Source organism: Spirosoma horti (assembly GCF_054776595.1).
The window spans coordinates 630,228-643,730 of sequence record NZ_BAAHBQ010000001.1 but is presented as its reverse complement, the minus strand read 5'-3'; the positions used below and the strand labels follow the sequence as shown (position 1 = coordinate 643,730).

At 52.2% G+C, this 13,503-nt stretch carries 10 protein-coding genes; 5 read left to right on the top strand and 5 right to left on the bottom strand.

Annotated features, from left to right (window positions below; all coding sequences use genetic code 11):
* Nucleotides 1-81 precede the first annotated feature (81 nt).
* Nucleotides 82-816 (bottom strand): hypothetical protein, encoded by a 735-nt coding sequence (locus tag ACYVAM_RS02675; RefSeq protein ID WP_461063640.1) that lies wholly within the window; start codon nt 814-816, stop codon nt 82-84.
* A gap of 58 nt (nt 817-874) precedes the next feature.
* The gene (locus tag ACYVAM_RS02670) at nt 875-1,930 is read right to left on the bottom strand and encodes a hypothetical protein (protein ID WP_461063638.1); all 1,056 of its coding nucleotides are present in this window, start codon (nt 1,928-1,930) and stop codon (nt 875-877) included.
* 1,395 nt (nt 1,931-3,325) lie between these two features.
* Here ACYVAM_RS02670 and ACYVAM_RS02665 point away from each other — a divergent pair.
* Nucleotides 3,326-3,538, top strand: coding sequence for a DUF6965 family protein (locus ACYVAM_RS02665; RefSeq protein ID WP_461063636.1), 213 nt, complete (start codon nt 3,326-3,328; stop codon nt 3,536-3,538).
* A gap of 256 nt (nt 3,539-3,794) precedes the next feature.
* Nucleotides 3,795-5,390: a S53 family peptidase gene (locus tag ACYVAM_RS02660; RefSeq protein ID WP_461063635.1), complete on the top strand. Its 1,596-nt coding sequence runs from the start codon at nt 3,795-3,797 to the stop codon at nt 5,388-5,390.
* 261 nt (nt 5,391-5,651) lie between these two features.
* Here ACYVAM_RS02660 and ACYVAM_RS02655 read toward each other — a convergent pair whose 3' ends face one another.
* The 3 genes from ACYVAM_RS02655 to ACYVAM_RS02645 form a co-directional block, all read right to left on the bottom strand.
* Nucleotides 5,652-6,614, bottom strand: a complete 963-nt coding sequence (locus tag ACYVAM_RS02655; RefSeq protein WP_461063634.1) for a hypothetical protein — start codon at nt 6,612-6,614, stop codon at nt 5,652-5,654.
* A 122-nt stretch (nt 6,615-6,736) separates the two neighbouring features.
* Nucleotides 6,737-7,618, bottom strand: coding sequence for an N-acetylmuramoyl-L-alanine amidase-like domain-containing protein (locus ACYVAM_RS02650; RefSeq protein ID WP_461063632.1), 882 nt, complete (start codon nt 7,616-7,618; stop codon nt 6,737-6,739).
* Between the two features lie 62 nt (nt 7,619-7,680).
* The gene (locus ACYVAM_RS02645; protein ID WP_461063630.1) at nt 7,681-9,405 is read right to left on the bottom strand and encodes an alpha-amylase family protein; all 1,725 of its coding nucleotides are present in this window, start codon (nt 9,403-9,405) and stop codon (nt 7,681-7,683) included.
* 152 nt (nt 9,406-9,557) lie between these two features.
* Here ACYVAM_RS02645 and ACYVAM_RS02640 point away from each other — a divergent pair, with 152 nt between their 5' ends.
* From ACYVAM_RS02640 to pgmB, 3 genes are all read left to right on the top strand, one after another.
* Nucleotides 9,558-11,435 (top strand): glycoside hydrolase family 13 protein, encoded by a 1,878-nt coding sequence (locus ACYVAM_RS02640; RefSeq protein WP_461063628.1) that lies wholly within the window; start codon nt 9,558-9,560, stop codon nt 11,433-11,435.
* 294 nt (nt 11,436-11,729) lie between these two features.
* Entirely contained in the window at nt 11,730-12,698 is a 969-nt protein-coding gene (locus tag ACYVAM_RS02635; RefSeq protein ID WP_461063626.1) for a zinc-binding alcohol dehydrogenase family protein, read from the top strand.
* 74 nt (nt 12,699-12,772) lie between these two features.
* Nucleotides 12,773-13,435 carry a beta-phosphoglucomutase gene (gene pgmB, locus ACYVAM_RS02630; protein WP_461063624.1) on the top strand — a complete coding sequence of 221 codons (663 nt, stop codon included), beginning with the start codon at nt 12,773-12,775 and terminating at the stop codon, nt 13,433-13,435.
* The last annotated feature ends 68 nt before the right edge of the window (nt 13,436-13,503 follow it).

The following is a 13,503-nucleotide window of genomic DNA, read 5'->3' as shown; positions in this document are numbered from 1 at the left end:
CCGGAGGCCTGTGAGTTGTACCGGAGAATCAGACCATGATCGGCTCGATCCATCCGGGACAATGTCCTGCGTTCGGTTTACTTACTTGAATTTGACTTTCAGGGAGAGACCGGCTTCCAGCCCGTTGAGGCTCACCTTCTGGGTTGTGCTGCTTGTCTCGCTTTTGACAACCTGGTTGTAGCTGCCCAGATGATACCGGACGTCGAGCGCCAGGAACAGTTTCTTCACCAGTTTTTTCTCGGCACCCACAAACACCTGCAGGCCGTAGTTATTGCCCGACTGGGTTTCGCTGACCGATCCCGTATTGCCCACTACCTGCCGCGAGAAATCGTTATTGATAAAATAACGGGACACGCTCACCCCCAGGTAGGGCGTCAGGAATGGCGCTTTGGGTTCACTGCCTGCTTCTTTGGTTGTTGTACTCACGGGAGCCGCTTTGGCAAAGGTGTACTTCAGATCGAGCGAGACCGGAATAATGGAAAGCGTCAGTTTTTCGGACCGGTTTGTGCCCCCCACGCTGACATCCCCCGAAACGGAGTTTTTCCAGTAGCCAACCCGGCCCCCGATGGAGAGACCCTGGGTAAGGCCTACTTCAAGAGCGGCTGAGGGCATAATGCCACCCGAAAAGGTTGCGCCTTTGCCGGCATTGTAGTCGAGCAGCATGGAGCGTTCGTTCCAGTAGTCGAGCGAGGGTTTCCAGTAACTGGCCCCTACGCTGATACTTTTCAGATTGACCTGCGCCTGTACAGCAGAGGGTCCGGCAAACAGGCCGCCTACGAGGGCAGCGACTGATAAAAAAAGGTAATTTGTTTTCATCGTACTGATTCGGTGTGAGTTACTGCAAACGTGTCTCTTGTGTGGAAGCATCTGAAAATCAACCGCCATTGCCCTGGTTGTGGCAGCTGGCCGTCGCTTTCGTCAGGGTTGCCTTGAGCGAGCCTGCGGCTGCATTGAAGTTGCTGTTGATCGTGCTCAGATCTTTGTCGCGGGCAGCCTGGGCGTTCACCAGTTTAGCGGCTCCAACGGCATCGCAGGCGGTTGTTTCGGCAGCCTGTAGCTTGGTGAAAACGTCATTGGCATCGGCCAGCGCTGCCAGGTATAGTAACCTCAGCAGATCGTAGGCACCGCCCAATAGGGCTTTATTTGCATCCAGGCTGGCCATGCCCGCGTCGAATGCCTGTTGCGCTGCGGCCCGCAGGGGTGTGTACTTCGCCGTTAGACCAGCCTTACAGGGAGCACTCTCGGCCGAGATTCCCGTCTGGATCTGAGTAAAATTCGCATTGATAGCCGCTGTCTGGCTGGCCTGAATTGCCTGCAGACCGGCCAGCGCTGTGTTATAGGCTGCGTTGGCAGCTGCCTTACAGGCGTCGTCATCCAGCGCTGCGTTGGCGGTTGCTACGGTAGCAACAATGTTACTGCCCGAGGTAGCCCCCACGCGTCCGCCTACTGCTTTCCCATTCACGGTCGGCAGGGTGAACGTTGGCAGATACGCTTTGAGCGCTGAATTGTTGCTCAGGGCGGTCAGCTGGCTTTTCAGGTTGGCCGGAATCTCCCCCGTGGTCGACATGGTTTTGATGACGTCGGGCGTGAAGCTGGCCGAAAGCTGCGAGGCAGCGGCTGGCGTAATGGCTTTACCGACATCGCTGGCGGCCTGTTGTACCGAGGCTGGCACGACGCCGGTGGCGCTCATGCTGGATAAACCGGAACTTACGGCAGCGGCAGCGGTGGAGGAGGTAACCGAAGCCGATGTAACCGAAACAGCAGCCGGTGCCGTTGGCTTGACGTCAGGCAGTTTGACATCCGTAAATCCCTTGAAGGTGTAGGTGAAAGGCGTCAGCGAATCAACATCTTTCGTTTTACAATTGTACAGGACGGTTGCCAGACAAAACCCGTAAAAGAGCAACTTGATGTTCGGTTTTGCAGTTTTCATGTAAAGGTTTTTGTGTGATAGTGAAACGTGATTGAATAATTAAATGCCAACTACTTGCTCAATTGACATGATGAGTAAACCAGAGCAACTGGGGTAACATGGATCACCAGCGTTCTGACCGGGAACCGTATTGTCTACTAAGAATGCAGGGTGGTTTACCCCATACGCGCTATTTATCTGAATAAACTAGACAAATAAAATCCGCGCATAGGACGTCCAGCCTATGTAAAGTATAGGTCAATGACAACGTGTATTCTTCCCTGACTGGGTGAGAACAGAAATAGGCCTTTCGATGTATGGAGTATACACCACCAGAGAACATTAAAAAATGTCACATTATTCTGATGGGCTAAATCCGGCGATAGTTATTTCTCGTAATTAGATAACACCGTGAACTTGATGTTCATGACTACTGGCCCAGGCTGGCGTAGTAGGAATGGTAAAGACAAAATTTTGTCTGGTTGACATAGCAGGTGTAGAAAAGATCATAGATGTAGATAACTGGGTGCTTGCTCATGTTTACTGAAACACGATGAAGTAAATTTACAAATAATTCCATTCGATAATCTTTTCGACAAAAACGGGGCGTAGACACGGGTCAGCGCCTTTAAGTATATAGTGATTTCTACGGATGAGTATATGTGCGCAAGAATGAAGATAAATTATAACTAATTGTTTGTATAGTTATACATGTGTATGGGTTTAGAGTAAAAAAGTATTAAAGCACACCTGTTTTAGGCACTTGTTGAGTGTTTTGGTAACAGACTACATGGTTCAGAATTAATCTATTTTTAATCTCTTTTTAATCTTAAACCCTTTTTATTATGAAATTCACTGTTTTGTATATAAGTAATGTAGTAGTTTATATTAAATATTAAACGGTAACTATATATTGATGTATATGGGAGTATAGATTATATTAAATAGTAATTTTTTGCAAAAGCGCATCTTTATTAATAGGGCGAACTTTTGTCCTAATAACGTATAGGCTAGGATACTATTTTGGCTAGTAAAGTGGTCAGTTTGACTAATTTAATGTATATACTATCTTTATAAGTATATATTTCTGTGCCCTGTTAAATTGCCTCTTTCTTTCTTTAGCTAGTTAATGAGGAGTGTAGGATAGTTTGTGGTATCTCTTAAAGGGTTACATGGTCTACCGGAAGTTACTAGTTAGTTTCTACTAGAAAACATCAGGCAGGCATAGTTACTTTGGGCCGGGAACTCCCTTCAGAAGGCTGGCTCCAGAGGTAAAGCCGCGGGCCGTTATGTCCGTTCGATCCCTAGTTGTAAACCAGTAATCTGGCTAGTCAGGCCATTCTTTGGGACCGATCCATTGAATCAGATAGTTTTTTTTTGAACAGCGGGAAGGGGACCACAGGGTACCTTTGCCCGATGCATAGTGATGATGAGAAACTAATTGCCTTCTTCAAAGGCCGGAAATTACCGCCCAAAGGGTACTTCCAGATCTCTGACTGGGAATCGACGTTCAACGTCAGAAAAACAGTGGAACTGGCCATACTTGGCCTGCGGGCGGGTGATAACGCAAGCCGGGAAACCCTCCGGCGAATCAGACAAAAGCTGGATACAACTGAGAAAACAGACTAAAAAAAGCCCGGCAAACCGAAGCGGACCGGGCTATCATCATAGGTTAGTAACGGTAGTTTAGACGACAGTGTGGAACCGGAGTCACTTCATATGGCCGCTGGATGGGCCCCGGCTGGTACAGCAGGTGTGTGTTGCCTTAGGTCGCCATTGACCACTGAGTAAGCCGTCAGATTAATCAAAAATTAATCTGACAAACGCGGGCGGGATTCGTTAAAGAGGTGCTGTACCAACGATTTACCTTCCCCGACTTACCTGTATGAGCGCTTTCGATCAACTTGTTCCTTTGCCCGGTAGCGAAAAATCGGCTCCGGATGCTAGCCCGATCCAGACACTTGATCCCAATGACGTGCTGACCATTACGGTTCGAATCCGTCGAAAGCAGTCGCTGGATCCGCTGGTCAGCACCAGTAATCCCGTTGAGAGCGTCGTAAGCCGCAGTGCCTATGCGGGGCGGTTCGGGGCTGATCCTTCCGTTATCAGACAGGTAGAAGCCTTCGCGACAACCTATGATCTGAGCTTGGTCGACCAGAGTGCGGCCCGCCGGACGGTGTTGCTGCGGGGAACCGTGGCCCAGATGGAACGGGCCTTTGGCGTCCTGTTAACCAATTACCGCACCGCCGATGGCACGGAGTTTCGGGGCCGAACGGGGCCGATCAATGTGCCGCTGGAACTGGTCGACGCCATCGAAGGTGTCTTTGGCTTAGACAATCGGCCGCAGGCACAGGCTCATTTTCAGGTTCTGAAGACAGAGGCAGGAACGCACATTGCTCCCCTGGCAACGAGTGTCTCCTTTACGCCACCCCAACTGGCCAGCCTGTACAACTTTCCGACGGGTGTAACGGGGAAAGGGCAGAGCATCGCCATCATTGAGCTGGGCGGTGGCTTTCGAAAGGCAGACATCACCACTTATTTTGCGGGTTTAGGCCTGAAGCCGCCGACAGTGGTGGCCGTTTCGGTCGATGGTGGACTCAACGCACCCAGTACCGCCGACGGGGCCGATGGCGAGGTAATGCTCGATATCGAAGTGGCCGGAGCCGTTGCACCGGGCGCTACCATTGTCGTTTATTTTGCGCCTAATACAGATCAGGGGTTCCTGGATGCCATCACCACGGCCATTCACGATACAAAATACAAACCATCCGTTATTTCCATTAGCTGGGGAGCCGCTGAAAAAAACTGGACACCGCAGGCGCTTACGTCCTTCGATCAGGCCTTTCAGGCGGCAGCCGCCTTGGGGATAACGGTTTGCGCAGCCGCGGGCGATACCGGTTCTGACGATAGCGTTGGGGATGGAAAAGCGCATGTCGACTTCCCATCGTCGAGCCCGTTTGTGCTGGCTTGCGGAGGCACAAAGCTCACCGCTTCGGGCAACTCCATCTCGGCCGAAGTGGTCTGGCACGAAAGCAAGACCAGCGCCACGGGGGGCGGCATAAGCGACGCGTTCGACCTGCCCGACTATCAGCAGAAGAGCCATGTTCCTGCATCGGTGAACGACAAAAAACGAATTGGCCGGGGCGTCCCCGACGTAGCAGCCGTAGCGGACCCCGCCACGGGCTATGCTGTTCGGGTCGATGGCAGCAACCTGATCATTGGCGGAACGAGTGCCGTAGCGCCGTTAATGGCCGGTCTGATTGCCCTGATCAACCAGCAGCGGGGCAAAGCCGCTGGCTTTATTCACCCTATCCTCTACGCGAATCCAAAAGCGTTTCGGGATATAACTCAGGGAAATAACAGCACAACGACGGGCAACAAAGGCTACAAGGCGGGAGCGGGTTGGGATGCCTGCACCGGGCTGGGCGTTCCTGACGGCAAGCAGTTGGCTACGGTACTGGGGAGCCAGACCCAAAGCTAATACCGCCACAACGCAGTCTGGCCGCTGACTTCAGGTCAGAAAATAAAGCAGCCCGGGAACGGTTAGCAGGAAGAGGAGAACAAGTAAAAAAACAAGTTGCCAGGATCGCTCATACTCCACGTATCGGCTGTTTCCAGCAACCAGATTCATTAGTTCATTTAGCCAGTGGCGTATCATTCAGGTAATTAGATCGTAATGCCAGACGAAAGTAAACGATTCCGGCATACCGGCGGTATTATAAAATTGTTACGTGGGTGACGGCTACCTTTTGCGCGGATAAAAATAAATAAACTGTTTTGCGGTAAATGATTTCTCGGTGCTGGTGTAATAACCCGACCCGTCGATTGTCCAGCTAATGGCTTCGCCCTGTACTTCGTAGGCCAGTGGGAGCCGTCGGGGTATACGGGCGAGGGCATCGCCAACGGTTTCTCCTTCCCGGCGGCTGTAGTAAAAAATCTGCTCGTAGGTTCGAATCAGAATTTCGTGGCCATCCGTCGATACGGCTGCCGATGTGGCATGGTCGAAGGGAATCCGCAGCAGGGGCGTCATCTGGGTAGACTGGGTCAGCGACTGTGGGTAAGCGGCCCGGTAAATGGCCGAGTAAGTGCCTTTGGAAATAAGGAACAGGTCTCTGGTGATTGGGTCCAGCAGAATCGCTTCGGCATTTTGTGAGCCATCGGGCAGGTGTAGCCGAATGGCTTCGGCATTGGTAATCTGCCCGTCAAAGGGGCGAGTTGGCCCGGCAAGGGTTGGTTCGGGAAAACGATAAATGATTTTTTCGGAACGCCAGCGCCGGTTGTCCCCGATATCGGCTACGTAAATGTAGGATTTTCCGGGTATTGGACCCGGTCCGACGGCTATATCTTCCCAATCCCGATTTTTCGCTCCTTCGATGCTGAACCGGGCCACGATCTGGCCGGTGGGACTGATCAACTGAATTTGATTGCCATTCCCCGAATCTTCTTCGGCCCAAAGGTGGCCCGTATGGATACGACTTGCGGCTAACCCAGATACTTCAGCCAGGTCGTCGTCATGCATGATACCCACCTTGCGGGCTTCCTTGAATAGGGTGGCGTCTTTGGGGATCGTGTCGATGGAATAAGTTACCCAGGGTATCGAGTCTGTGGAGAAGCCCGGTGCCGACTGGTGGTTGGATGACCCACAACCGCCAGTCAATAGGACCAGAACCGCCAGTTGGAAACGAATGAATTTACGTGTTGGCATAAGCGTATTCGTTGGGTATATTACCCGGTTCCTAACCTGGAACGACTCGTTTGTTTAGCGTGCACAAAGCCCAAAAGTCACTTAAACCGCCACGATCCGGGAACCGTGGGTACCGCATACCGCTATTTCCCCTGCAGGGCGGCCGAATTGACGAAACTACCCGGCAAAGACTTTAAGCGGGCTACCCGGATGCCCGACAAACGCTTGTGCCATTGAACATACTCGCTGATGGGATACGCCGAAATGACCACCATACCCTGGTCCGACGAGGCATGTAGCAGGTGCATCCGGCCATTGGGTTGCCGGACGGCCAGACCAACGTGCTTCATGTCCAGACCAGGGCGGGCTGCAATCAGCATGACAATGTCGCCCTCGCGGAGCTGGGCCTCGGCCTGCCGGATATTTTTGGTCGGTATGAACGAAAAGGACTGCTGACTCAGGGAAGCCTCGGTGAGAGCGACCTGTTTGAAAATATCCGGGTTATTGAGCTGGGGATATCTGTAGGTTGTCGACGTCATATAGGAAACGGGCTTGGCAACCATCAGACTACCGGGGAGTTCACCACTCACATCCGAGATCAGTCCTTTTCGTTCATTATCGCGGAGCCAGTCCGAAAAATAGTGTAAGCGGCTGGCGTAGCCATCGATCCGGCCGTTTCGATACCGTAGTCTGGTCAGGTAATTGCGAAACGTTTGCTCAGAAAGCACCGGACTGGGCTTGCTGGCTACGTCCTGCCAGGCCAGGGTCAGCGCCAGCACGCTTTCCAGAAAGGTGGTGCAATCGAATTCCCGGAGGTCGACAACCAGTTGTTCCGTTGTGTTCTGGTCGAGCGTGTTCGGGATGTAAGGCCTGCCCAGAAATTGCCTGCCGATGGTCAGGGCCGTTTCGGCCGGGGATTGGCCGCTCACAAAGGTCAACGACCGTAAATCGCCGGACGTCGTATCCTGGGCCTGTACGAGTGGCGATAAAAAAAGCAGAAAAAGTGCAGTAACGAATTTGGTCATGAATGGGCGGGGACTTTCGGGTATGGCTGTTGAGGAAACGACACCCGAAATGCACCACGAAGTTACGATTTAATTTCCAGCACCCGCACACTCCAGGGAGGAAGCACCAACGGTATGCCCGTTCGGCCAATGGCTTCCAGATTTTCGTTGGTGAGGAAAATATCCGTTAGCTGAAGCAAGGTGTTGGGGTCAATGCCCATATGCTCAAACGCTGCCGCCGGAATGGCAACGGTGGTGTCGTAGGTCGTGTGCTGCGAAAAGTTGCAGACGATGAGCAGCTTTTGCCGATCGGTGTAGCGCAGGTAGCTATAGAGCTGATGCGCGTCGTATCCGGCGCTTTGCCCATGATCATTCACGTATTGCAGATCATAGAAATACCCGTTTTGAATGGCATCGGAGCCATTGATGAGGTAATTCAACTGCTGGTAAAAAGCCCGCAACCGCCGTTGCTCATCGGGCAGATCTGCGCCGTTGTAGTGTCCATGACTGAGCCACTGTTGCCATTCAGGAATGCCCCAATAGTCAAAGATCGTTGTCCGGCCATCGTCGCCACTGAACCCTTCAGAACCGGCTGCCCGAACGCCAACTTCCTGGCCAAAATACAGAAGAACGGGCCCCGTATGCATGGTTGCCGATAAGGTCATGGCCGGCACGGCGGCCCAGGGATTATTGGCAAAAAAACGGGAGGCAATCCGGTGTTCATCGTGATTCTCGAGAAACCGAAGCATGTGCTGGGCAAAATCACCGGATTCCTGTTGCCAGACGCGGATCAGGTCGTAGCACGAGCCATGGCCTTCCATCAGGCGCCGGACCGCATCGTAGAGCCCTACTTTATCGTAGAGGTAATCAAAACCACCATCCAGAATAAAGGGGCGGTATAAGCCGGGCTCGTATATTTCGGCGATGAATATCAGGTTAGGGTAGCGCTGTTTGACCTGGCGGATGGCCCAGTGCCAGAACTCGATGGGTACCATATGGGCCATATCGCACCGGAAACCATCGACGCCTTTGGCCGACCAGAAAAGTAGAATGTCGAGCATCTGTTTCCAGGTGGCCGGAATGGGATCGAAATGACGGCTTCCGTCAAATACGTTGATGCCGTAGTTCAGTTTGATCGTTTCATACCAGTCGTTGCGGTCGGGCGTGGCCGTAATGGAACCACTGCCCGTTACCCTGGCCGGGTATTCGTTCAGCCTTTGCGACGGCATCTGTCCATCAGCCTGTTGAGGAGCCACGAACGGTTGTCCGGGCAGGTAATAAAAATTGTTATCCGGAGCGAAACCGACAGATGTGTCATCGTTCTGACCAAGATCGACCACGCCCTGGGGTTTGGCATCGGACCGGTACTGCCGGGCCACATGATTCGGTATAAAATCGATAATGACCTTTAGGCCGTGGGCATGGGTGCGCTGGACAAGGGCCTCGAATTCGGCCATCCGGTCGGGCACACTGACCGCCAGATCGGGGTCGACGTCGTAGTAATCTTTAATGGCGTAGGGTGATCCGGCACGCCCTTTCACCACCGCCGGGTCGTCGGGCAGGATACCATATGCCGAATAGTCGGTTTGGGTAGCGTGCTCGATAATCCCCGTATACCAAACGTGCGAAACGCCAAATTGCCGAATGGACTGGAGTGCCGCATTGTTGATGTCGTTGAATTTGCCGGACCCATTTTCTGCATAAGTCCCATTCCACTGGTTTGTGGTCGACTGGTTACCAAACAGGCGCGTAAAAATCTGATAAATAATCAGTTTGTCGATCAGAGGAACAACGGATGTCGTAGGCATATCGGTAAATGAAGACGGAGCCGGTCAAGCTATAGGGTTGCTGAACGCAAAACTATGGCCTTTTTTGACGAAAATGCTGGGTTATTTTTACGTTATTGTTGCATTATTCTCAGTCTGTAACCGAGTCTGGTGCGTTTATAGCCGACCAACCTATGAAAAGAATCGTTTTTACGTTACTCGTCGTCTTATCGGCCTGTCTATCGCCCGCCCTGGCGCAGCCCGCCCGGATTCAGCGTGTGAACCCCACCAACTGGTGGGTGGGTATGAAAAATCCTAACCTGCAACTGCTGGTGTATGGCCCCAATGCCGGAACCCTGACCTACACGATCAACTATGCCGGGGTAAAACTCCTGAAAACGCATACCGTGGACAATCCCAATTACGCTTTCCTTGATCTGACCATTGCCCCGGCTGCAAAAGCCGGAACCATCCAGATTGTGGGCAAGCGCGGGAGCCAGACCCTGACCCAGCCGTTTGCCCTGAAAGCCCGCGACAAAGCCCCGAAAGGACAGGGCGTGACGGCGGCCGACTTCATTTACCTGATCATGCCGGACCGGTTTGCCAATGGGGATCCCGGCAACGACAAATTCCCGGATATGCTCGATCAGGAAGCCGACACCAAAAATCCATACCTGCGCCACGGGGGCGACTTTAAAGGCATTATCAATCGGCTGGATTACCTGAAAGATCTGGGCGTTACGGCGCTCTGGCTGACCCCCGTACTCGACAACGACGAAACGCTCAAAAAAGAAGGCCCCGACCGAAACCAGGCGGGTTATCATGGTTACCACTTCACCGACCATTATGCAATCGATAAACGGTTTGGTGGCAGCGCTGGCTACATCGAACTGGCCAAGGCCCTGCACGCTCGGGGGATGAAACTGGTGCAGGATGCGGTGTATAACCACATCAGCGACGACCACTGGTTTTTTAAAGATAAACCCATGAAAGACTGGGTCAACGAGTGGCCCAGCTATACCGGCTCGACTCATAAAGAGCAATCGCTTTATGACCCGCACGGAGCCAATGGCGATAAGAAAACCCTGTTGGATGGCTGGTTTACGCCTTTTTTGCCAGATATGAATCAACGTAACCCATTCGTCGCTAACTTCCTGATTCAGCACGCCATCTGGTCGACGGAAATGTTCAGCCTCGATGCCTGGCGAATCGATACGTATAAATACAATGATCTTGCGTTCCTGAATCGCTGTAATCAGGCGTTGATGGACGAGTATCCGAAGATTCATCTGTTTGGCGAATCTGTCGTGAACAACCCGGTCGGGCAGGCCTTTTTTGTGAAAAATACGGTGGGGTTTCCGTTCAAGAGTAATCAGCCGGGGGCTCTGGATTTTGTGTTGTACAATGCCTTCAACGATGCGTTGAATCAAAAATTCGACTGGGACTCGGGTGTGAATCGGATTCACCAGGTGCTTGCCCAGGATGACGTGTATGCCGATCCCAACAGGCTGGTGACCTTTCTGGAAAACCATGATACGGATCGCTACTTATCCGTCATTGGCGACGATTACGATAAATACAAAATTGGGGTTACCTGGCTGCTCACCACCCGAGGCATACCGCACTGGTACTATGGCACTGAAATCCTGATGAAAGGCACCAAAAACCCCAGCGATGCCGAAGTTCGCAAAGATTTTCCGGGCGGCTTTCCGGGCGATAAAGAGAATAAATTCGAGACGGCCGGACGAACGGACAAAGAAAATGCGGCTTTCCAGTTTGTCCGCAAACTAGCTACGTACCGGCGCGACAACCCCGTTTTGCATACGGGTAAACTAATGCAGTTTTTGCCGCAGGATGGCACATACGTATACTTCCGCTATGATGGGAGCAAAACCGTAATGGTGGCGACGAACACGGGCGATAAGGAAATCGGGCTTGACACGGGCCGGTTTGCTGAACGGATGAACGGCTTTACGTCGGCCCGCGATGTGCTGACCGATGCCAAACTGACCGACCTCAAACTGATAAAATTGCCCGCTAAATCGGCGCTGGTGCTGGAATTGGGAAAATGAGTTCTAATCAGGTATCAGACCGAAGCTAGTTCTTCAACGTGGGATTTTTGAAACACCGGGTTTATTAGTTTGCCTTGATAAATCGCCGGGTTGAAACCCTGGTAGCCCACTGCTTTTGCTGTGGGCTACCAGGGTTTTTAATGTAAATCAATAACCCGGTGTCACATTAGCCCATGCCAAAATTGTAATGTTGTCCTTAACCTACCTTAAGGGTATTTATTAATCTTGTTTATGGTCAGAACAGTGCCTGAATGGCGACCTTTGTCATGTACTTAGTTTGACCAAAACGACCTGATGAAAGCCGCTATAACCACACAATCTGGACCTCCTGAGGTGATCCAGATCCAGGAAAAACCCCAGCCAACGGCGAAAGAAGGCTGGGTTATCATTCGCGTAAAGGCCTTTGGGCTCAATCGATCCGAACTGTTTACGCGGCAGGGGCATTCGCCGGGGGTCGAATTTCCAATCATACAGGGCATCGAATGCGTCGGTGAAATAGAAGACGATTTATCCGGGGTTTACCCGAAAGGGCAGAAAGTGGCCGTTTGTATGGGCGGAATGGGCCGCAATTTCGATGGGAGCTATGCCGAATTTGTTCGGGTTCCTACTGAGATTATCATTCCCTTCGACAGTGAGTTACCCTGGCACATCCTCGGGGCCATTCCGGAGATGTTTCAAACGGTATCGGGGTCGTTGCACGAAGCACTCGAGGTGAAGGCTGGCCAAACCCTCCTTATTCGCGGGGGCAGTTCGTCTATTGGCATGTTGGCCAGCCAGCTGGCAACGTATCTGGGCGTAACGGTTATCGCCACGACGCGCAATGCCGATAAACAGAAAGCGCTCTTGGATAACGGTGCTGCGCACGTCCTGCTGGATGACGGAAATATCCACGAAGCCGTAAGGAAACGCTATCCGGCGGGTGTCGATAACGTGCTGGAACTGGTGGGTATCACAACCCTGAAGGATTCCCTGACGTGTATTAAACCCAAAGGCGTCGTTTGCATGACCGGTATTTTGGGTGGCAGCTGGACCATGAATGAATTCACGCCGATGGGGGATATTCCCTCGCTGGGCAGGCTAACCGTTTACATGGGCGAAGCCAGCAATTTGGGAAAAGAGCAGCTCCAGGATTTTATCGATGCCGTGGCCAAAGGAGCTATTTCGTTAAACATCGACAAGACATTTCGGCTCGATCAACTGGTGGAAGCCCATCAGTATATGGAAAGTAACCGAGCGACAGGAAAGCTGGTCGTCGTCCTGTAACAGGTGGCTACCCGGTTATGGCTCCCTACCTAAATCTGGCTACCTTTGGGCTTTATACAGCTAATTAAACACAAATGAGTCAGATAAAAGCTTTTCTTTTTGACCTCGATGGCGTCATTGTAGACACGGCGATTTACCACTATCAGGCCTGGAAACGACTGGCCACGGAGCTTGGTTTCGATATCTCGGAAGAGTTTAACGAGGGCCTCAAAGGTGTCAGCCGGATGGAGTCGCTGGATCTTATTCTGGCCCATGGTGGATTGACACTGCCCGACGAAGAAAAAGCCAGACTAGCGGATCAGAAGAACGAATGGTATCTTGACCTGGTCAGCCGAATGACGCCCGAAGCTATTTTGCCGGGAGTTGCCACTTTTTTCTCACAGGTGCGTCAGGCGGGGTTGAAGACGGCACTTGGTTCGGTTAGTAAAAATGCGCCCCTGATTCTGGAGCGCATCGGTATGACCGACGCCTTTGATGCTATTATTGACGGGACTAAGATCAGTAAGGGCAAACCGGATCCGGAAGTATTTACGAAAGGAGCCGACGAATTAGGCGTTCGGCCCGACGAATGTGTGGTGTTTGAAGACGCCGTGGCGGGTGTTGAGGCCGGCAAACGGGGCGGTATGTTTGTTGTTGGACTGGGTTCGCCGGATGTGCTCCGGCAGGCCGATCTGATTGCGCCCTCCCTGGCCGAATTAACGGTAGAAGAGGTGCTGAGCAAGAGTGATAAGCCATAAGTACCAAACAGCTTCTGGCTGTTTGAGTGAATGAACAGCTAGTACGTTTATCTCAAACAGCCAGAGGC

Excerpts from the sequence above, each read along its gene's own strand:
- ACYVAM_RS02670 (WP_461063638.1), bottom strand. The coding sequence starts at position 1,930 with ATGAAAACTGCAAAACCGAACATCAAGTTGCTCTTTTACGGGTTTTGT.
- ACYVAM_RS02660 (WP_461063635.1), top strand. The coding sequence starts at position 3,795 with ATGAGCGCTTTCGATCAACTTGTTCCTTTGCCCGGTAGCGAAAAATCG.
- ACYVAM_RS02665 (WP_461063636.1), top strand. The coding sequence starts at position 3,326 with ATGCATAGTGATGATGAGAAACTAATTGCCTTCTTCAAAGGCCGGAAA.
- ACYVAM_RS02640 (WP_461063628.1), top strand. The coding sequence starts at position 9,558 with ATGAAAAGAATCGTTTTTACGTTACTCGTCGTCTTATCGGCCTGTCTA.
- ACYVAM_RS02645 (WP_461063630.1), bottom strand. The coding sequence starts at position 9,405 with ATGCCTACGACATCCGTTGTTCCTCTGATCGACAAACTGATTATTTAT.
- ACYVAM_RS02635 (WP_461063626.1), top strand. The coding sequence starts at position 11,730 with ATGAAAGCCGCTATAACCACACAATCTGGACCTCCTGAGGTGATCCAG.
- ACYVAM_RS02650 (WP_461063632.1), bottom strand. The coding sequence starts at position 7,618 with ATGACCAAATTCGTTACTGCACTTTTTCTGCTTTTTTTATCGCCACTC.
- pgmB (WP_461063624.1), top strand. The coding sequence starts at position 12,773 with ATGAGTCAGATAAAAGCTTTTCTTTTTGACCTCGATGGCGTCATTGTA.
- ACYVAM_RS02675 (WP_461063640.1), bottom strand. The coding sequence starts at position 816 with ATGAAAACAAATTACCTTTTTTTATCAGTCGCTGCCCTCGTAGGCGGC.
- ACYVAM_RS02655 (WP_461063634.1), bottom strand. The coding sequence starts at position 6,614 with ATGCCAACACGTAAATTCATTCGTTTCCAACTGGCGGTTCTGGTCCTA.